Raw genomic sequence first — 19,811 nt, 5'->3', positions numbered from 1 at the left:
GCCCCGCTCAGTACTCGATCCGGTCACGCTTGGTGGCCCAGAGCGAGACGACGGACAGGATCAGCGTGAAGAAGAAGATCACCACGCCCATGGCGCAGGCATAGCCGGCCTCACCGTTGCGCAGGAAGCTGCGCATCAGGTAGGTGGAGATCAACTCGCTGTGGTGGTCAGGGCCGCCGCCGAAGTAGGCACCGGGCGTGATGCTGGAGACCAGGGCGAAGGCGTCCATGGCGACGATCGCGAGGTACACCCAGGCGGTCTGGACGGTCTCCCACAGCAGCGGCAGGGTGATCTTGAGGAAGGTCTGGCCGCGCTTGGCGCCGTCGAGCAGGGCCGCCTCGTAGATGTCCTTCGGGATGCCCTGCATGGCGGCCGAGAACAGCACCAGGTAGAAGCCGACGCCGGACCAGACCAGCACCGCCAGGACGCACCACATGACCATGTCCGGGTCGGACAGCCACTGCACCGGGTGGGCCGCGTCGGCCAGGCCGAGCTTGATCAGGACGCCGTTGGCCAGGCCCGCGCCGTCGGTGCGGTAGACCGCGCCCCACAGCACCGCGAGGATCGCGATCGACAGCACCTGCGGGAAGAAGAAGACCACCTTGTAGAACGAGGCCCCGCGCACGCCCTGGATGCCGCCGGTGCCGCCCTTGCCGCCGACGTTGAGCATGAAGGCGAAGAACAGCGCGATCAGGATGGTGACCAGCGGCAGCAGGATCAGCAGCAGCAGGTTGTGCCAGATCGCGCCGAGGAAGACCTCGTCATCGAGGAGTTTCGCGTAGTTGTCCAGGCCGACGAAGTTCATCTCCTGGCTCTGTCCCGACCAGTCGGTCAGGGAGTATCCGAAGGTCTGCGCGTAGGGCCAGAGCACCAGTCCCACGTACAGCACGATCGGAAGAAAGAGGAACCCCACGATGAAGGGGTACTTGCCGTGACGCATCGCCACTTCTCCTGTCCTCGGGCAAGAGGCACCGGGGGCGGTTCGGGGCCCCCGGTGCGCTCTGAAAACTCCGCTGGTCAGGCGGTCTTGTTCTTGGTGGCCGACTCCTTGGCCCGCTTGATCCACTCGGCGGGATCGATGCGCGCGGCCATCAGCTCACCCGAGGCGTTCTGCAGGTCCTCGTCGAACTTGCTGGCGGTGTTCGGGTACTGGAAGTTGAAGGTGTTGGCGCCGGCCGCCTTGAGGGCCACCACGGTGGACGCGGTGCCGGGCTTCAGCTTGACCTCCGGGCCGACACCGTCCTTGAGACAGGTGAGGCTGTTGGCGGTCTGGGCGAACTTGCCCGAGGCCTCCTTGGTCAGCATCATCCGCAGGAACTCCAGGCCGCCCGCGACGTTCTTGGCCTTGGCCGGGACGATGAACGGCTCGCCGGCGCCGGCCCGGATCGCCTCGAACGGCAGCTTGTCACCCGGCAGCGACGGCATCGGCAGGAACGCCATGTCGAAGTCGGCCGGGGTGGAGGCGAGCTGCTCGTTCTCCAGCCAGGAGCCGGACGGGATGAACGCGGCCTTGTACTGGTTCCACGCGGTCTGCGACTCGGTGTGGGTCATGCCGTTGGTGCCGGGGAGCAGGAAGTCCTTGGAGACGATCTGGTAGAACGCCTCGACCGCGGTCTTGACGGCCGGGTCGTCCCAGGCGGCGGCGTCCAGGCCGTCGATCCGCTTCATGAGGTCCAGGCCGCCCTGCTTGGCGATCATGTCCATCATGACGACGTTGATGTAGTACGGGTACTTGCCCTGGTGGGCGACCGGGGCGATGCCGGCGGCCTTGATCTTGCCGCAGAGCTCGATGAACTCGGCCCAGGTCTTCGGCGGGGTCCAGCCGTGGTCCTTGAACAGCTTGTTGGAGTACCAGAAGCCGAACACGGTGTAGACGTAGGACAGGTTGTAGACCTTGCCCTTGATGGTGCCGGAGTCGATGGTGCCCGGCATCAGCACGTCGCGGACCTTCTTCGACGGGTCGTCGATGTACGGCGCGTCCAGCAGCGGGGTGAGCTCGGTCAGCTGGTTGGAGTCGGCGAGCACGTCCAGCTTGATCTGCTTGGCGCCCGAGTCGTCGATGACGTCCGGCGGGGAGCCGGCGTTGAAGCGCGGCTGCAGCTTGCCGGTGACGTCCTTGTCGGTCTGGTGGTTGATCTTGGCGCCGGGGTAGCTCTTCGAGTAGATGGCCTCGAAGGCCTTCGCGTACTCGTTGCCGTAGCCGCCGTCGAAGATGAAGACCTCGAGGCCGTCGGCCTCCTTCACCCCGAACGGGTTCTTGGCGTCGCTCAGGTTGAAGCCGCCCGCCCCCTTGGAGCCCTTGTCACTGCTGCCGCCGGTGCCACCGGCGCAGGCGGCGAGCAGCGAGCCGCCGCCGGCCGCGAGCACGGCGATGCCGGCGGCCCGCTTGAAGATGTCACGACGGTTGTACTCGGTTGCAGAGCCCATGAGTGCCCAAACCCCTCGGTGTCCAGAGAAGAAGCAGACAGGTCTGACGGAGGGTCAATTCCTGTTCGGTCAGGCGCGCCTAGCGGCAAAGGTGCCGGTCAGAGGCGGTTTTCTTCGATGCGCAAAGGTATAGTCCACTGTTCATCTGGCGGCAATAGGCCGACCGCCCGATGTGCCGGGTAACGGTCAAAGCGTTGTCGGCGGTGCAGCATGTGCAATGTGCAGGGAGCCTGCATATTGCGCTCGCGCCCCGTCGATGACCGAGAATGTAGCGCGATCATGCGCGTTTGAACATAGAAACGCGCAGCTTCGCGCATCACCGAACCAGAACTGTGATGTGCGAAGCCGCGCGTCCCGGCCGCCGGCGTGCCGGCGCGCCGGCTCAGCGCCCGCTGCCGCCGAGCCCCCGGTCCAGGGCCCTGACCAGCGCGCCCTGGGCGTCATCGTTGTCCAATGCCCACATCATCACGCCCCCAAGCCCGTTCCAGCGGGCGTACTGGGCCTTGCGGGCCAGCAGTTCGGGGGTGTCGTACGACCAGAACTCGGTGCCGTCGTACTTCCAGGTCGCGCCGTGCAGCCGGTCGTAGTGCACCGTGCCCGGCAGGTCCTTGATCTGGTTGTACGGCAGGTTCCCGCCACGCGCCGGACCGGTGGCGCTCTGGTACAGCCCGGCCTTCGGACCGGCCGGCACGCCCGTCCAGCCGTAGCCGTAGAAGGGCACCCCGAGGACGGCCTGGCGGGCCGGCAGCCCCTTCTCCAGGTAGTGCCGGACCACCCGGTCCGCGCTGTAGCCCCGGTTGTCGGTGGCCGGGTCGGCGCGGTCGGAGTAGAGGTTGGCGTTGTGGTCGGTCGGCCCCTGCGCCTCCCAGGTGCCGTGCAGATCGTAGGTCATCAGGTTCAGCCAGTCGACCGACCTGGCGACCTGGCGGACCTCCAGCTGGTCGGCCCGCGCCTCGTTGGCGGGCACCGCGGCGGTGAGCAGGTAGTGCGTCCGGGACTTCGCGCCGAGCGCGTCCAGCTGACGGCGGAACTCCTGCATCAGCAGGGTGTAGTTGTGACCGTCCTCGGGGCGCACCACGTTGCCCGGGTCACCGCCGCCGCCCGGGTACTCCCAGTCGATGTCGATGCCGTCGAAGACCCCGGCGCCCGCGCCGGCGCCGCCCTCGGCGGAACCGAGCTGCGGCAGGTTCCCCTTGAGGTAGAGGTCGAGGCAGGAGGCGACGAACTTCTTGCGGGAGGCGTCGGTGAGGGCCGCGTCGGAGAAGTACTTCGACCAGGACCAGCCGCCGAGCGAGACCACCGCCTTGAGCTGCGGGTTGGCGGCCTTGAGCTTGCGCAGCTGGTTGAAGTTGCCCTTCAGCGGCTGCTCGGCGGTGTCGGCCCGGCCGTCCACCGACTCCTCGGCGCCGACCGGGCGCTGGTAGTCGGCCCAGGCGTCGCCGACGCCGGCGGCGTTGGCCTCGAAGCAGGTGCCGTCGGCGGACACGTTGCCGAAGGCGTAGTTGAGGACGGTGAGCCGGCCGGCCTGGCCGGAGTCCTGCACCTTCCTGGCGGAGAATCCGCTGTAGATGCCCCACTGGGTGAAGTAGCCCACCCGCTGCCCCTGCAGGTGCGGGACGCGGTCCTGGGCCTGGGCGGCGGCGGGGGAGGCGACGGCGGCGGCCACCGTGGCGGCGGCGAGGGCGGCTGCGGTACGACTGAACATGCGCATGCGAGAAGACCCGTGGCTTTCTCTGAATCAGCGTCAAATGGTCTGGACCAAGCTGACAAAGAGGTTTAGTCCACGAGCGGCACCCCGCACAAGGGGTGTGCCGGAACGCGGACCGGGCCGCACCCCGTGGAAGGGGTGCGGCCCGGTCGCCGTACGGGGTACGGGTCAGCCGTTGATCAGGCTGCGCAGCACGTACTGCAGGATGCCGCCGTTGCGGTAGTAGTCCGCCTCGCCGGGGGTGTCGATGCGCACGACCGCGTCGAAGGTGACGTCGCCCGCCGTGACCTTGACGGTCTTGGGGGTGCGGCCCTCGTTCAGCTCGGTGACACCGGTGAAGGAGAAGGTCTCCTCGCCGGTCAGGCCCAGGGTCTCGGCGTTCTGGCCGGCCGGGAACTGCAGCGGCAGGACGCCCATGCCGATCAGGTTGGAGCGGTGGATGCGCTCGTAGGACTCGGCGATGACGGCCTTGACGCCGAGCAGCGCGGTGCCCTTGGCCGCCCAGTCGCGGGACGAGCCGGAGCCGTACTCCTTGCCGGCCAGGACGACCAGCGGGACGCCGGCGGCCTGGTAGTTCTGCGAGGCGTCGTAGATGAACGACACCGGCGCGTCGGCCTGGGTGAAGTCGCGGGTGTAGCCGCCCTCGGTGCCCGGCGCGATCTGGTTGCGCAGGCGGATGTTGGCGAAGGTGCCGCGGATCATGACCTCGTGGTTGCCACGGCGCGAGCCGTAGGAGTTGAAGTCACGCTTCTCCACACCGTGCTCGGTGAGGTACTGCGCCGCCGGGGTGCCCGGCTTGATGTTGCCGGCCGGGGAGATGTGGTCGGTGGTGACCGAGTCGCCCAGCTTGGCGAGCACACGGGCGCCGGCGATGTCGCTGACCGGGCTCGGGGTGGGCGCCATGCCCTCGAAGTACGGGGGCTTGCGGACGTAGGTGGACTCGGCGTCCCACTCGAAGGTGTTGCCGGTCGGGATCGGGAGCGACTGCCAGCGGTGGTCACCGGCGAAGACGTCCTGGTAACCCTTGTCGAACATGGCCTCGTCGATGGAGCCGGCGACGGTGTCGGCGACCTCCTTCTCGGTGGGCCAGATGTCGGCGAGGAAGACGTCGTTGCCGTCGGCGTCCTGGCCCAGCGCGTCCCGGGTGATGTCGATGTTCATGTTGCCGGCCAGCGCGTAGGCGACCACCAGCGGCGGGGACGCCAGGTAGTTCATCTTGACGTCCGGGTTGATCCGGCCCTCGAAGTTGCGGTTGCCGGAGAGCACCGAGACGACCGCGAGGTCGGACTCGTTGACGGCGGCCGAGACCTCCTCGGGCAGCGGGCCCGAGTTGCCGATGCAGGTGACGCAGCCGTAGCCGACCAGGTTGAAGCCCAGCTTCTCCATGTACGGGAGCAGGCCGGCCTTCTCGTAGTAGTCCATGACGACCTTGGACCCGGGGGCCAGGGTGGTCTTGACCCACGGCTTGACCGTGAGGCCCTTCTCCACGGCCTTCTTCGCCAGCAGGGCGGCGCCCAGCATGACGGAGGGGTTGGAGGTGTTGGTGCAGGAGGTGATCGAGGCGATCACGACCGCGCCGTTGTCGATCGCGTACGAGGTGCCGTCAGGGGCGGTGACGGTGGTCGGCTTCGACGCCTCGGAGGAGTACGCCGGCAGCGCCTCGGCGAACTTCTGCGCGGCCTCGGAGAGGATCACGCGGTCCTGCGGGCGCTTCGGGCCGGAGATCGACGGGACGACGGTGGAGACGTCCAGCTCGAGGTACTCGGAGAAGACCGGCTCGACCGACGGGTCGTGCCACAGGCCCTGCTCCTTGGCGTACGCCTCGACCAGGGCGAGCTGCTGCTCGTCGCGGCCGGTGAGCTTCAGGTAGCTGATGGTCTCGGCGTCGATCGGGAAGATCGCACAGGTCGAGCCGAACTCCGGCGACATGTTGCCGATGGTGGCGCGGTTCGCCAGCGGGATCGAGGTGACGCCCTCGCCGTAGAACTCGACGAACTTGCCGACCACACCGTGCTTGCGCAGCATCTCGGTGATGGTGAGCACCAGGTCGGTGGCGGTGGTGCCGGCCGGGAGCTGGCCGTTCAGCTTGAAGCCGACCACGCGCGGGATCAGCATGGAGACCGGCTGGCCGAGCATCGCGGCCTCGGCCTCGATGCCGCCGACGCCCCAGCCCAACACGCCCAGGCCGTTGACCATGGTGGTGTGCGAGTCGGTGCCGACGCAGGTGTCGGGGTACGCCTGGCCGCCGCGGACCATGACGGTGCGGGCCAGGTGCTCGATGTTGACCTGGTGGACGATGCCGGTGCCGGGCGGGACGACCTTGAACTCGTCGAACGCGGTCTGGCCCCAGCGCAGGAACTGGTAGCGCTCCTTGTTGCGGCCGTACTCGATCTCGACGTTCTGGACGAAGGCGTCCGGGGTGCCGAACTTGTCGGCGATGACGGAGTGGTCGATGACCAGCTCGGCCGGGGCCAGCGGGTTGATCTTCGCCGGGTCGCCGCCGAGGTCCTTGACGGCCTCGCGCATGGTGGCGAGGTCGACGACGCACGGGACACCGGTGAAGTCCTGCATGATCACGCGGGCCGGGGTGAACTGGATCTCCTCGGACGGCTCGGCCGTCGGGTCCCAGCCGCCGAGGGCGCGGATGTGGTCGGCGGTGATGTTCGCGCCGTCCTCGGTGCGGAGCAGGTTCTCCAGCAGGACCTTGAGGCTGTAGGGCAGCCGCTCGGAACCCTCGACGGCGGAGAGCTTGAAGATCTCGTACGACTCGTCGCCCACCTGCAGCGAGCTGCGGGCGTCGAAGCTGTTCGCGGACACGACTGACTCCTTCTAGGTCCACCCAGTGGTAAGGTAAGCCTTACTTAGGCTCCGCCTCGCCACGATGGAAGGCGTGCGCCTCTCGGCAAGTATCTTGATGTCAAGATAAATCATAGCGTGGAGTTATCTCGACGTCGAGATAAACCATAGTGCATGCCCGTCGACGGGACGAAGGCAGGCATGCCCGGGCATCCTCTCCAAACTTCACCTGCCGACCGCCCGCCGCAACCGCAGCCGAGGCGGCGGACGGCGCGGTGGCCGCGCTACCGTGGACGGCGTTCGAAGATCCTTCAGGCAGGGGGCCGGCCCGGTGATAGTTGTCGACGCATCAGCACTGGTCCTGGCCCTGGCGGACGAGGGCGAACGGGGCGATGCCGCCCGGGCCGCGCTGGCCGCCGATGCCGACTGGGCGGCGCCCGAACACGTCCTGATCGAGGTGATGCAGTCCCTGCGCGGGCTCTACCTCGCCCGGCAGGTCGACGCCGGCCGGGTCGCCGAGCTGGCCGCGGAACTCCCCCGGATCGCCATCCGCAGGGTCGAGGTCACCGCGCTGCTCGGCCGGATCTGGGAGCTCAAGGACAACCTGACGCCGGACGACGCCGCCTACGTGGCCGTCGCCGAACAGCTCGGGGCGCCCCTCGTCACCGCCGACCTGCGGCTGATGCGGGCGAGCGGTCCGCGCTGCGAGATCCGGGGCATCGCACCGGCGGGCGGGCCGAAGGGCTGACCGGGCGGGGCGGGCCGGGCGCGGCGGCGCGCCTACGGTCTCATGCGGGTGGGCCGGCTCTCGTACGGGTGAGCTTGGACGGGTGTCGGCACGGCGGCGTGCGGCGCGAGGAGTCCAGGCGCCACGGTGGGCGGTGCCCGGCCCGCCGTCCGAAAGGTCCAGCCCGATGACCGTCCCGCTCGCCACCCTGGCCACCGCCCTGGCACCGCTCGCCCTGCTGCCCGCGGCACCGCTGCCACCGGCCGCCGCCGGACTGCCGGCCTTCCCGCGGCCGGTCGCGGCGCTGCCCACGGTGGTGGACGCGGACTTCGACCCGGCCTCGGCGTTCGTCCCGCCGGTGGCGATCAGCTACGCCCGGGACCTCGTGCCGTACGGCGCACACGCGCGGGTCACCGTCGAGCGCGGCGCGGGGCGGACGGTGGTCACGGTCGAGCTGGCCGGGGTCGCCCCCGGACACCGCTTCCCGGCCCACGTCCACACCGGGCGGTGCGGCGCCGACCCCGCCGCCTCGGGGCCGCACTACCAGGACCGAACCGACCCGGTGCAGCCGTCCACCGACCCCGCCTACGCCAACGACCGCAACGAGGCCCGCGCCACCGTCCGCACCGACGCCGCCGGGTCCGGCCGCGCCGTGACGGCCGTGCCCTGGGCCTTCCGGGCGGACGCGGCCCACTCCCTGGTGCTGCACGCGGGAGACCCGGCCGGGACGCACCCCGCGGCGGAGCGGGTGGCCTGCGTGAACGTCGACTTCTGAGCGCCGGGGCCGCCGGCCGCGGTCAGCCCAGGGTCGCGACCAGGACGGCCTTGATGGTGTGGAGGCGGTTCTCGGCCTGGTCGAAGACGACCGAGTGGTGCGACTCGAAGAGCTCGTCGGTGACCTCCAGCTCGGTCATCCCGGTCGCCTCGTACAGCTGCCGGCCGACCTCGGTACCGAGGTCGTGGTACGCGGGCAGGCAGTGCAGGAACCGCACCGCCGGGTTGCCGGTGGCCCGGACGGTGTCCATCGAGACCTGGTACGGCTTCAGCATCGCGACCCGGTCGGCCCAGACCTCCTTCGGCTCCCCCATCGACACCCAGACGTCGGTGTAGAGGAAGTCCGCGCCCGCCACCCCGGCCGCGACGTCCTCGGTGAGGGTGATCCGGGCACCGGTCCGCCCGGCCAGCTCCTCGGCGGCCTTGCGGACCTCCTCGGACGGCCAGAGCTGCTGCGGGGCGACGATCCGGATGTCCATGCCGAGCAGGGCGCCGGTGACCAGCAGGGAGTTGCCGGTGTTGAAGCGGGCGTCGCCGAGGTAGACCAGCGTCACATCGGCGAGCGGCTTGGTGGAGTGCTCCCTGATGGTGAGGACGTCGGCGAGCATCTGGGTGGGGTGCCACTCGTCGGTGAGGCCGTTCCACACCGGCACGCCCGCGTGCGCGGCCAGCTCCTCGACGATCTCCTGGCCGTAGCCGCGGTACTCGATGCCGTCGAACATCCGGCCGAGCACCCGGGCCGAGTCCTTGATCGACTCCTTGTGGCCGAGCTGCGAGCCGGCCGGGTCGAGGTAGGTGGTGGACGCGCCCTGGTCGTGGGCGGCGACCTCGAAGGCGCACCGGGTCCGGGTGGAGGTCTTCTCGAAGATCAACGCGATGTTCTTCCCGCGCAGCCGGGGCTGCTCGGTGCCCGCGTACTTGGCGGCCTTGAGCTGGGCCGCCAGATCCACCAGGTGCCGGAACTCCTGGGGCGTGAGGTCCAGCTCCTTGAGCAAGTGCCGGTTCCGGAGGTTGAAGGCCATGCCGGGCTCCTGGGTCGTCTGGCGGATCGGGGCGACTCGGCGGACCGAGACGGGAAGTGTATACGACTGGCAGAATTTATATGCATCCCGGGGATGGCGGCGGCCCCACGGCGCGCGGGACATCCCGGAAACTCCCGGGGCGCCCCGGCTGTTCGCCGTGGGGCCGGACGGCGCCGCGGCCGCCGAGCGGTGACGGTTGGCGGGGCTCGACGGCGGTGCCGGGTGGCGGTGGCGGTGCCGGGTGGCGGTGCCGGGTGGTAGCGGGGCTGCGGAGGGAGCGGGGTCGGGTCGGCGCCCGTTACGGGAGAGCGACCCGGCCCCGGCTACAGCCTCGGGTCCACCGGCTCCGACTCGAGGGCCAGCACCGCGAACACCGGCTCGTGCACCCGCCACAGCGGTTCCCCGGCCGCCAGCCGATCCAGTGCCTCCAGGCCGAGGGCGTACTCGCGCAGCGCGAGCGAGCGCTTGTGGCCGAGGAAGCGCTGGCGCAGCTGGTCCAGGTACTGGGTGTAGTCCGGGCCGTAGATGATCCGCAGGTACTCACGGCCGCGGACCTTGACTCCCGGCTGGACCAGTCGGCCGTCCGCACCACCGCGGACCAGCGAGGCCAGCGGCTTGACCACCATGCCCTCGCCGCCCGCCGCGGTGAGCTCCTCCCACCAGGCCACACCGGCCGCGACCGAGGCCTCGTCCGCGGTGTCCACCACCAGGCGGCCGGTGCGCCGGAGGATCGGCGCGGCCGGGTCGTCCGCGTCGACGAGCCGGTCGATCCAGCCGAGGTGCTCGTCGTGCGGGCGCACGGCGAGGTTGGCACCCTCGGCGGCCAGCACCTGGAACGGCGCCAGGCGGATGCCGGAGAGCCCCTCGGTCGGCCAGCAGTAGCGGCGGTAGGCGGCGGTGAACGCCTCCGCGTCCGCCGCGCGCTGCCGCTGCTGGGCCGTCAGTTCGGCGACCTCCAGGCCGCGGCCGGCGGCCAGCTCAAGCGCCGCGAGCACCTGCGGCAGTGCGGCGCCGGCCGCCGCACCGACCGCCGCGTACTGGCGACGCAGCAGCTCGGCGGCCTTGAGCGACCAGGGCATCAGTTCGGCGTCGAGCAGCAGCCAGCCGGTCTCCAGCTCGTCGAACAGCCCGGCCCGCTCGGCGGCGGCGCGGACCCGGTCGAGGACGGCCGCGGTCAGCTCCTCGTCGCCGAGGAACGCCCGGCCCGTCCTGGTCCAGATCGCACCGGGGCCGGCCAGGTCGAACCGCTTCTCCAGCGCGGCGTCGTCCCGGGCCACCAGCACCACGGCACGCGAACCCATGTGCTTCTCCTCGCACACCACCTGCCGCACCCCGTCGTGCGCGTAGGCGAGGAACGCCTCCTCGGGGTGCTCCAGGTAACCCTCGCGGCGCGAGGTCGCGCAGGGCGCCATGGTCGGCGGCAGGTAGCTGAGCAGCCTGGGGTCGAGCGCGAACCGGCTCATCACCTCCAGCGCCGCCGCCGCGTTCTCCTCCCGGATCGACACCCGCCCGTGGTGGGCGGTCTCCACGATCCGGCGGCCAGCCACGTCGCCGAGGTCCAGCGGGCGGCCCTCCCGGGAACCGGGGGCGTCCGTGTGCATCGGACGGACCGGGGCGTACCACTCCTGCTCGGCGGGCACGCCGACCAGCTCGCGCTCGGGGTAGCGCAGGGCGGTGAGGCTGCCGCCGAAGACGCAGCCGGTGTCCAGGCAGATGGTGTTGTTGACGAAGCTCGCGACGGGCACCGGCGTGTGGCCGTAGACCACCAGCGCCTTGCCGCGGTACTCCTCGGCCCACGGGTAGCGCACCGGCAGGCCGTACTCGTCGGTCTCGCCGGCGGTGTCGCCGTAGAGGGCGTGCGAGCGCACCCGGCCGGAGTTGCGGCCGTGGTACTTCTCGGGCAGGCCGGCGTGGCAGACCACCAGGCCGCCGCCGTCCAGGAGGTAGTGGCTGACCAGGTCGCGCATGAAGGCGCGGACCTCGGCGCGGAACTCCTCCGGCTCGGCGGCCAGCTGGTCCAGCGACTCCTGGAGGCCGTGCGAGACGGTGACCTTGCGGCCGGCCATGTGCCGGCCGAGCTTGTTCTCGTGGTTCCCGGGCACGCAGATCGCGTGGCCGGCCCGGACCATGCCCATCACCAGGCGCAGGACGCCGGGGGTGTCCGGACCGCGGTCGACCAGGTCACCGACGAAGACCGCGGTACGGCCCTCGGGGTGCACGGCGTCGACCGGCCGGCCCTGGTCGTCCCGGGTGAGGGTGTAGCCGAGGCGCCGGAGCAGGGTCTCCAGCTCGGAGCGGCAGCCGTGGATGTCACCGACGATGTCGAACGGGCCGGTGAGGTGCCGGAGGTCGTTGTACCGCTTCTCGGTCACGATCTCCGCCGCCGCCACCTCGGCCTCGCCGCGCAGGATGTGGACCTTGCGGAAGCCCTCGCGTTCCAGGCCGCGCAGCGAACGGCGCAGCTCGCGCTGCTGGCGCGGGATGACGTGCGGCGGGAGCTGCCGGTCGGGGCGGTGCCGGTTGCGCTCGGCGCAGACGGCCGGGGGGATGTCGAGCACGATGGCGATCGGCAGGACGTCGTGCTCGCGGGCGAGCGCGACGAGCTGCTTGCGGGCCTCCTGCTGCACGTTGGTGGCGTCCACGACGGTGAGCCGGCCGGCGGCGAGCCGCTTGCCGACGATGTAGTGCAGGACGTCGAAGGCGTCGGCGGAGGCCGACTGGTCGTTCTCGTCGTCGGCGACCAGGCCGCGGCAGAAGTCCGAGGAGACGACCTCGGTGGGCCGGAAGTGCCTGCGGGCAAAACTGGACTTGCCGGCGCCGGTGGTCCCGATCAGCACCACGAGGGAGACGTCGGTGACGGGCAGGCGGCGCGGCTCGTGCGCCGGGGTGGCGGCGTCGGCGTCGGCGGGCACGGTGTCGGGCGTGGTTGCGGGCGGTGCCGTCACGATCTCGGTCTCGGGCACGGCTTCGGCGTTGCCGGGCTGCGCGGCCTCGGCGGGCTGTGCTGCGTCGGTGGTCATCGGGTCGCGCTCCCTTCCTGCGAAGTGGTGGTGTCCGCTGCCCCGCCGATGCGGAACAGCGCGAGCTGGGTCGGCGCGCCGACCTCGTCGTCCCAGGGGCCGACCGGACGGAGGCCGACGGTGTAGCCGTACTTGCGGGCCACCTCGTCGGCCCAGGAGGCGAACTCCGCGCGGGTCCACTCGAAGCGGTGGTCCGCGTGCCGGACGTGGCCGGCCGGGAGGGTCTCCCAGCGGACGTTGTACTCGACGTTGGGTGTGGTGACGATGACGGAAGCCGGGCGGGCGGCGCCGAACACCGCGTACTCCAGGGCCGGCAGCCGGGGCAGGTCGAGGTGCTCGATGACCTCGGAGAGCACGGCCGCGTCGTAGCCCTTGAGGCGCGCGTCGGTGTAGGTCAGGGCGCCCTGGACCAGCTTGACCCGGGCCGACTGACGCTCGGTCATCCGGTCCAGGCGCAGCTTACGCGCGGCGGCGGCCAGGGCACGGGAGGACACGTCCACCCCGAGCACCTCGGTGAACCTGACGTCCTTGAGCAGCGCGCCGACCAGCTCGCCCTGCCCGCAGCCCAGGTCGAGCACCCGGGCGGCCCCGGTCTCGTGCAGCGCGGCGACGATCGCCTCGCGGCGCTGGACCGCGAGCGGGACGGCCTTGGCCCCGGCGGGCGGCATCTCGACGGACGTGGCCTCGGCGGACGACGCCTCGGTGAGCGGCGTCTGGATGGTGCCGGCGGTCTCCTGGTCCTCGGGAAGGTCGTCGACCGCGTTGTCCACCTCCTCCGCCTCTCGGTCGTCGGCCTCGGCCAGCCGGGCCAGCGCCAGGCGTTCCAGCGCCAGCCGGGTGAGCGACCAGCGGCGGGCCAGGTACCGACGGGTGATCAGGGCCAGCTCGGGGTGGGTACCCAGCCAGCCCTCGCCCGCGGCGAGCAGCTTGTCGACCTCGTCGGGCGCCACCCAGTAGTGCTTGGCCCCGTCGAGCACCGGCAGCAGCACGTACAGCTGCTGGAGCGCGTCGGACAGCCGGACCGTGCCGGTCAGGGTGAGTCGGACGTAGCGGGAGGCGCCCCACTCGGGGAAGGTCTCGTCCAGCGGGAGCTGAGCCGCGTCGACCTGCCAGCCGAGCGGTTCGAACAGCCTGGTCACCAGGTCCGCGCCACCACTGTCACCGGCACCGTTGGCGGGCACCGCGGGAAGCGAGATCCGCAGCGGCAGCGGATGCCCGGCGAGACCGGGACGCAGCTCGCAGACGCCCTTCATCGCGGACCGGAAGACCGTCCGCAGCGCCACCGCGAGCAGCGAGGACGCGGCGTAGGGCCGGTCGTTGACGTACTGGGCCAGGGCGAAGTCGGGCGAACCGCCGCGACCCTTGCCCCGGCCCTGGCGGACCAACGCGACGGGGTCGACCTCGAGGAGCAGCACTGCCGTGCACACCGCCTCGGTCGCCTCGGGGTAGAGGACATGGGCCACGCCGTGGGACGTCGAGAACCGCTGCACCTTGTCGGGGTGCTTGTGGAGCAGAAATCCCAGGTCAGTGGCGGGCCGTTCGGCCGTGCCTGTGGTGGAGATCGAGATGAACACCTGTCCGAGTATCGCGGAGCGGCGCCTCGCCGGTCACCGGGTTTTGGCCGGTGCGCCGGTGCTCGGGCGCCGCCGGGAGTGCTGCCCGCGGCCCGGCAGGGTGCTCCGGCGGTGCTCGGGCGGGGCCCGGCACGGCGTCCGCACGATGGGCGCTTTCGGCAACCGTGACCGGGATTGGTTAACGTGCACCGTGTGACTGCTGAAACCTCCTCCCTCGCACGCGGTGCCGTCGCCGCCGGTCTGGCCACCGTCACCGCGGACGGCACCATCCTCGACACCTGGTACCCCGCGCCGGAGCTGGCCGACGAGCCCGGCCAGGCCGGCACCGTACGGCTGACCGCCGAGGAGGCCGAGGCCGCGATCGGCCCGGGTGCCTCCGAGGCGCTGCGCGGCGACGCCCGCCGCGGCGTCGAGATCGTCGCGGTGCGCACCGTGATCTCCTCGCTGGACGACAAGCCGCTCGACGCGCACGACGCCTACCTCCGGCTCCACCTGCTCAGCCACCGTCTGGTCAAGCCGCACGGCCAGAACCTGGACGGCATCTTCGGTCTGCTGGCCAACGTCGCCTGGACCAGCATCGGTCCGGTGCCGGTGGACCGGGTCGAGCAGGCCCGGCTCGCCGTCCGCTCGCAGGGCGGCCAGCTCGCCGTGTACGGCATCGACAAGTTCCCGCGGATGACGGACTACGTCGCGCCGGCCGGCGTGCGGATCGCGCACGCGGACCGGGTCCGGCTCGGTGCCCACCTGGCCGAGGGCACCACCGTGATGCACGAGGGCTTCGTGAACTTCAACGCGGGCACCCTCGGCACCTCGATGGTCGAGGGCCGGATCAGCGCGGGCGTGGTGGTCGGTGACCACAGCGACATCGGCGGCGGCGCCTCGATCATGGGCACCCTCTCCGGCGGCGGCAAGCAGGTCGTCTCGGTCGGCGAGCGCTGCCTGCTCGGTGCCAACGCCGGCATCGGTATCTCGCTCGGCAGCGACTGCGTGGTCGAGGCCGGTCTGTACGTCACCGCCGGCACCCGGGTGACCACCCCTGACGGCAAGATCGCCAAGGCGGTGGAGCTGTCCGGCCAGGACAACCTGCTGTTCCGCCGGAACTCGCAGAGCGGCGCGGTCGAGGTCATCGCCCGCTCCGGCTCCTGGGGCGGTCTCAACGCGGAGCTTCACGCGCACAACTGATCTCCTCTCCTGTCTCCTGTGCCACCCCGGGCCTGCTCTCCTGCTGTCGGACGACAGCAGGAGAGCAGGCCCGCTGCCGTCGTCACGGCCACAGCCACGGCCACAGGCGCTGTCACAGCCCTTGGTGGATGCGACGTGGTGGGTACGGCGTGGTGGGTACGGCGTGGTGGGTGCGGCGTGGTGCACCGGACGGCCGGCGCGCTAGCCGAGCGGGGCGGCGGACCGCAAACCCGGCTCACCCCTGGGGCTGACGCCGGACGGGGGTTGGACCTCATTGGGTGGTCTGCGGTGACCGGCCGCCGCCGGGGCTCGTTGGACCGGCGGCACCGACATCCGTCGCATCACACCGCACTACCGAGCTGGAGGGGCCCCCTCATGTCCGAGCCCTGGTCCGAGACGCCCGCCGCGCCGCAGGGGCCTGCCGCCCCCGCCGTTCCGACGGCGCCCACGAGCCTGTTGGAGCAGATGCAGGAGTTGCTCGCCTCCATCAGCACCGACCTGGCCGGGCTCAACGCCGACCTGCAGTCGGCCGGAGCCAGGGCTGCCGACGAGGCCACCGCTCCCGAGGGTTCGGTCTCCGGTGTCCCGGCCGCCGCGGGTTCGTCCGAGGCCACCGCCCCCGGTCGGTAGTCACCGGCGCCGGGCGGCCCGAGCGGGACGACCAGTATCGGCAGCGGTTGCCCGGCCAGCTGCCCGGCCGCCGCCACCACCGGCTCCCTGGCCCCGGTGCCGGGCGTACCCGTCACCCGGGACGTAGGAGGCAGTGGCGGCAGGGCCGCCGCATGTGCCCCGTCCAGGACGTCAGTCAGGTCCAGCTCGTCCGGCAGGCGCCCGTCGTCCACCCAGCCGTCCGTCGGGTGGTCCGCCGAGTCGGCCGCCGAAGCGTCCATCAGTCCGTCGGCAAGGCCGTCCACGAGGCCGTCCGCAAGGTGCCCGGCCTGCGGCTCATCGACGTCCTCCGGCCCCTCCGACCCCTCCTGCTCCCCCGGCGGCGCCCCGGACTCCCGGCGGACCGTCCGGAGCAGCTCGGCGACCAGGTCCTTGCACTCGGCCCCGGCGTCCACGCCGTCGATGCAGCGCCAGTAGACACTCTCGGCCTCCGCACCGCAGGCGAGCACCACCAGCGTCTCGGCGACCTCGTTCAGCAGGCTGCCGAGTGCGAGCAGGACGGGCTCCAGCTCGCCGAGCTCGCTCATCCGCTCGACCCGGCCGTTCCCCGACCACTCCGCGGACCACTCGTCCGGCCCGCACCACTCGCCCTCGACCTGCGCGGACCACTCCGCCTCGGCGTCGGGCGGCTGCTCCAGGCAGCCCGCCGTATGGCTGCCGGCGTCGCACAGCAGCTGCCCGAGCGCGGCCAGCTCGCCGGCCTCCCGCCCGGCGATCCGTGCGCCGACGGCCTCGGTCAGCAGACCGGCCTGCCAGGCCTCCAACAGGGCGTCCGGGACCGTCCTCGCCTCGGCCAGGGCGTGCCGGGCGGTCTTGATGAGTCGCAGCGCGTCCATACCCGCCGCTCCCTTCGCTCACGTCGGACCGCCGCCGTCGGGGGCGGCGGATCACGACGCAAGACTGCTGGCCGGGCCGGACTCCGTCAGCCCCCCACCGGATTCCTGTGGACAACTCGGGCCTGTGGATAACTCAGGTCCCCCACACGGGTGTACCGGAGCAGCCTCATGGAGGGTCAGCCGTCCGTGGCACCCCGCCCGTCGGCCCCATCCGCCCCGCCCGTCCGATCGGTCCCGTCGGCCCGGTCGGCCCGGTCGGCCCGGGCCCCAGGAACCGGGAAGCGCAGCTCGTTCCGGTCGATCTTCGCCGCCAACGCGGCCAGCGGATCGACGCCCACCGATGCACAGAACTGGAGCAGGTAGGCCAGGACGTCGGCCACTTCGTCCCGTACCCGGTGGGCTTCGGCGGGATCCGTCATCACCGTGGCCGCCTGCTCGGGTGTCAGCCACTGGAAGATCTCCAGCAACTCCCCGGCCTCCACGCTCAGCGCGGCAGCCAGGTTCTTCGGGGTGTGGAACGGCTGCCAGGCCCGCGCCGCCGCGAACGCGGCCAGCCGCTCCTGCAGTTCCACCAGCGAGGGCGCCCCGCCGCCGCCACCTGCGGGAACATGGTCAGCGGGGTCGGCGGCTGAGTCACGGGGGGACCCGGCCGGGCCCGGGGTCTGTCGTTCGGTCACCCATCAGGTCTACCTCATCCCACGCAGCCCGCGTCCCCACGAGCCACGCATCCCCACCAGCCACGCGCACCACGCGCACCACGCGCACCACGCCCGCCCCGCCCGCACCGCCCGCCAGGTGCACCAGACCCGCCAGGTGCGCCAGACCCGCAGCGTCAGGGCTGCCGCGCGTCCGCGCTCCCCTGCGGCGGCACCCGCAGGGCCTCCGGCCGCTGCAGCACGCTGTGCCCGGTCGCCGGGTCCCGGCGGCACTCGACCAGCTCCACCCCGGCCACCTCGCGGGCGGCGGCCGGCTCCTGCAGCGCACCCAGCACGCGGATGTCCTCCTTGGCGCACACCTCGCTGGCCAGCCGCAGCAGCGAGGCCGTCTGTTCGGTGCCGAGGCCGGCGCCCAGGTCCTCGGCGAGCAGGGTCAGCTGACGGTGTGCCGGCGGGATCTCGGCCGCCGGGTCGACGTCGATCACGCCCGCCCCGGTGAGCAGCACGGCCGCGAACGCGAGCAGCCGCAGCATGCCGTCCGAGGCCTGGTCGGCGCCGGTCCGGCCGAGCACGCCCTCGTCGAAGACCGCGAGCAGCCGCTCCTGCGCCTCGCTCCCGCGGAAGGCGATGTCGAGGCCGAGCAGGGGGTGCGGCGCCGCCGCCTGGACGGCCTTGAGCAGCCGCCCGTAGCGACGCGTGCACTCGGCCTTGAGCCGGGCCAGTACGGCGGAGATGTTGGCGGCGGTGCCGATCAGCCGGGCCTGGGGGTCGGGCCGGGTCCAGCCGCGCATCGCGGCGGGGACGGGGTGCAGCGGGAAGACCTCCCGCAGGGCGGTCAGCAGGTGCTCGGCGGCGGTCACCACCTTCTGCTCGCCGGGCGAGGAACCGGCGACCCGCAGCGGGATCTGCGCGGTGATCAGGCTGCCGCTCGGGAAGGGGGCCCGGATGTCACCCTGGCGGGTGTCGTTGTGCCAGGTGACGTTGACCCGGCCGTGCGGCACGTCCTGCTCGCCGGTCTCGACCAGGGTCTCGCCGCCGAGCGTCAGCCACTCCCGGGCGATCCGGACCTGGCCGTCGGTGCGGACCACCACCTCCAGCCGGATCGGTCCGGCGTACGAGCGGACGGTGCAGCCGAGGATGATCGCGTTCCGGCCGTGCGGGACGCAGCCGAGCAGCCCGCCCCGGACGGGGGCGGCGAGCGGGCCGCTGAGCGCGCCGGTGCCGTCCAGCGAGGGCCTGATCTCCTCGCCGAGGGCGAGCCGGGAGAGCACCGCGAGGGCGTCCAGCGCGTTGGACTTCCCGACGCCCGAGGGTCCGTGCAGGACGGTCAGCGGCGAGAGCGGGAGTGTGGCCCTGCGGTAGGACTTGAAGGAGGTGAGCCGGAGTTCCTCGACCGTCGGACGGAGAGTGGAACGGGGCGCACACTGGACGGCTTCGCTGGTCACCCAGAGGACCCTAGCCCGCGCCTGATCAGCAGAAACGTGCCTCCGGCGGCCATTCACCCCAATGAGTCAGCGGTGGGTGGCGGGGTGGGCGGTAAGTCGTCGTGGGCAGCGGTGGGTGGCGGGTCGGCAGTGGGTCGCGGGTCAGCGGTAGGTCGACACCAGCACCGAGCCGGTCACCTCGACCGGCTCCGGCAGCGCGGCGAGCGCGGCCGCCAGCCTGGCCGGGTCGGTGTGCCAGGCGCTGGGGCCCATCCCGACCACCGCCGCCGCGTCCTGGTGCGACAGCCGCAGGCGGAAGTCGACCTCCACCCGGTCCGAGCGGTCGAACCAGGGTCCGAGCTTCTCGTCGATCCGGCGCTCCTTGTCCTCGTCGACCGAGAGCAGGCCGAGGCCGCCGACCAGTTCGCGCAGGTGCCGGGAGGTCGGCGAGACCACCAGCAGGCGTCCGCCCGGACGCAGCACCCGGCGCAGCTCGGGACCGTTGCGCGGGGCGAACACGTTGAGCACCAGCTCGGCGCAGCCGTCCAGCAGCGGCAGCGGGCGCCAGGCGTCGCAGACCACCGCGCCGATCCGCGGGTGCGCCTTGGCGGCGCGGCGCAGCGCGTACTTGGAGATGTCGAGGGCGGCGCCCGGCCGTTCGCCGCCGAGGCGGTCGAGGACGTGCGCCAGGTAGTGGCCGGTGCCGGCGCCCAGGTCGGCGACCAGGCCGGGGCCGGCGCCGCGGGCGGCCTCGGCGAGCGCGTCGGCGACCGGTCGGTAGTGGCCCGCCGCCAGGAAGTCGGCGCGGGCGGCGACCATCTCGGCGGTGTCGCCGGTCCCGGTGTGCGCGTCGCCCGGCAGCAGGCTGACGTATCCCTGCCTGGCCTGGTCGAAGCTGTGCCCGGCTTCGCAGCGCAGGGTGCGGCCGTGCAGGACGAGGTGCTGCGCGCAGTGCGGGCAGGCCAGGTGGGGCTCGATGTCCTGCAGCAAGGTGGT

At 71.9% G+C, this 19,811-nt stretch carries 14 protein-coding genes; 3 read left to right on the top strand and 11 right to left on the bottom strand.

What is annotated here, in order from left to right:
• Window positions 1-7: 7 nt before the first annotated feature.
• From AA75_RS02865 to acnA, 4 genes are all read right to left on the bottom strand, one after another.
• On the bottom strand, window positions 8-940 hold the full coding sequence (locus AA75_RS02865) for a carbohydrate ABC transporter permease (RefSeq protein WP_033818089.1): 933 nt from the start codon (window positions 938-940) through the stop codon (window positions 8-10).
• Between the two features lie 77 nt (window positions 941-1,017).
• A complete protein-coding gene (ngcE, locus tag AA75_RS02860) occupies window positions 1,018-2,427 on the bottom strand; it encodes an N-acetylglucosamine/diacetylchitobiose ABC transporter substrate-binding protein (protein ID WP_033818088.1) in 1,410 nt (469 codons plus the stop codon).
• Window positions 2,428-2,809: 382 nt separating this feature from the next.
• Window positions 2,810-4,132 carry a glycoside hydrolase family 18 protein gene (locus tag AA75_RS02855; RefSeq protein WP_033818104.1) on the bottom strand — a complete coding sequence of 441 codons (1,323 nt, stop codon included), beginning with the start codon at window positions 4,130-4,132 and terminating at the stop codon, window positions 2,810-2,812.
• A 171-nt stretch (window positions 4,133-4,303) separates the two neighbouring features.
• Window positions 4,304-6,952 carry an aconitate hydratase AcnA gene (gene acnA, locus AA75_RS02850; RefSeq protein WP_033818087.1) on the bottom strand — a complete coding sequence of 883 codons (2,649 nt, stop codon included), beginning with the start codon at window positions 6,950-6,952 and terminating at the stop codon, window positions 4,304-4,306.
• Between the two features lie 310 nt (window positions 6,953-7,262).
• Here acnA and AA75_RS02845 point away from each other — a divergent pair, with 310 nt between their 5' ends.
• Both AA75_RS02845 and AA75_RS02840 read left to right on the top strand, forming a co-directional pair.
• Window positions 7,263-7,679: a type II toxin-antitoxin system VapC family toxin gene (locus AA75_RS02845; protein ID WP_033818086.1), complete on the top strand. Its 417-nt coding sequence runs from the start codon at window positions 7,263-7,265 to the stop codon at window positions 7,677-7,679.
• A gap of 166 nt (window positions 7,680-7,845) precedes the next feature.
• A complete protein-coding gene (locus AA75_RS02840) occupies window positions 7,846-8,433 on the top strand; it encodes a hypothetical protein (protein WP_051811688.1) in 588 nt (195 codons plus the stop codon).
• Window positions 8,434-8,455: 22 nt separating this feature from the next.
• Here AA75_RS02840 and argF read toward each other — a convergent pair whose 3' ends face one another.
• The 3 genes from argF to AA75_RS02825 all read right to left on the bottom strand — a co-directional run bounded on the left by argF (window position 8,456) and on the right by AA75_RS02825 (window position 14,048).
• Window positions 8,456-9,454, bottom strand: a complete 999-nt coding sequence (gene argF / locus AA75_RS02835; protein ID WP_033818085.1) for an ornithine carbamoyltransferase — start codon at window positions 9,452-9,454, stop codon at window positions 8,456-8,458.
• Between the two features lie 323 nt (window positions 9,455-9,777).
• Entirely contained in the window at window positions 9,778-12,474 is a 2,697-nt protein-coding gene (locus AA75_RS02830) for a polynucleotide kinase-phosphatase (protein ID WP_082526200.1), read from the bottom strand.
• Window positions 12,471-14,048, bottom strand: a complete 1,578-nt coding sequence (locus AA75_RS02825; protein WP_033818084.1) for a 3' terminal RNA ribose 2'-O-methyltransferase Hen1 — start codon at window positions 14,046-14,048, stop codon at window positions 12,471-12,473. The genes AA75_RS02830 and AA75_RS02825 overlap by 4 nt, the downstream gene beginning before the upstream one ends.
• A 192-nt stretch (window positions 14,049-14,240) precedes the next feature.
• On the opposite strand from AA75_RS02825, the gene dapD reads away from it, so the two are divergent.
• A complete protein-coding gene (dapD, locus tag AA75_RS02820) occupies window positions 14,241-15,230 on the top strand; it encodes a 2,3,4,5-tetrahydropyridine-2,6-dicarboxylate N-succinyltransferase (protein WP_033818101.1) in 990 nt (329 codons plus the stop codon).
• A 341-nt stretch (window positions 15,231-15,571) separates the two neighbouring features.
• On the opposite strand, the gene AA75_RS48960 is transcribed toward dapD, so the two are convergent.
• From AA75_RS48960 to AA75_RS02800, 4 genes are all read right to left on the bottom strand, one after another.
• Window positions 15,572-16,735 carry a DUF6099 family protein gene (locus AA75_RS48960; RefSeq protein WP_033818083.1) on the bottom strand — a complete coding sequence of 388 codons (1,164 nt, stop codon included), beginning with the start codon at window positions 16,733-16,735 and terminating at the stop codon, window positions 15,572-15,574.
• 176 nt (window positions 16,736-16,911) lie between these two features.
• On the bottom strand, window positions 16,912-17,310 hold the full coding sequence (locus AA75_RS02810; RefSeq protein WP_051811694.1) for a nucleotide pyrophosphohydrolase: 399 nt from the start codon (window positions 17,308-17,310) through the stop codon (window positions 16,912-16,914).
• 257 nt (window positions 17,311-17,567) lie between these two features.
• A complete protein-coding gene (locus AA75_RS02805; protein ID WP_051811686.1) occupies window positions 17,568-18,836 on the bottom strand; it encodes an AAA family ATPase in 1,269 nt (422 codons plus the stop codon).
• A 141-nt stretch (window positions 18,837-18,977) separates the two neighbouring features.
• Window positions 18,978-19,805, bottom strand: coding sequence for a putative RNA methyltransferase (locus AA75_RS02800; RefSeq protein WP_033818082.1), 828 nt, complete (start codon window positions 19,803-19,805; stop codon window positions 18,978-18,980).
• Window positions 19,806-19,811 lie beyond the last annotated feature (6 nt).

Source organism: Kitasatospora sp. MBT63, from assembly GCF_000710465.2.
Classification (GTDB): domain Bacteria; phylum Actinomycetota; class Actinomycetes; order Streptomycetales; family Streptomycetaceae; genus Kitasatospora.
This window is presented reverse-complemented; position numbering and strand designations above follow the sequence as displayed.

Coding starts and splice junctions, on each gene's coding strand:
- ngcE (WP_033818088.1), bottom strand. CDS start 2,427: ATGGGCTCTGCAACCGAGTACAACCGTCGTGACATCTTCAAGCGGGCC.
- AA75_RS02840 (WP_051811688.1), top strand. CDS start 7,846: ATGACCGTCCCGCTCGCCACCCTGGCCACCGCCCTGGCACCGCTCGCC.
- AA75_RS02855 (WP_033818104.1), bottom strand. CDS start 4,132: ATGTTCAGTCGTACCGCAGCCGCCCTCGCCGCCGCCACGGTGGCCGCC.
- AA75_RS02865 (WP_033818089.1), bottom strand. CDS start 940: ATGCGTCACGGCAAGTACCCCTTCATCGTGGGGTTCCTCTTTCTTCCG.
- AA75_RS48960 (WP_033818083.1), bottom strand. CDS start 16,735: ATGGACGCGCTGCGACTCATCAAGACCGCCCGGCACGCCCTGGCCGAG.
- AA75_RS02830 (WP_082526200.1), bottom strand. CDS start 12,474: ATGACCACCGACGCAGCACAGCCCGCCGAGGCCGCGCAGCCCGGCAAC.
- argF (WP_033818085.1), bottom strand. CDS start 9,454: ATGGCCTTCAACCTCCGGAACCGGCACTTGCTCAAGGAGCTGGACCTC.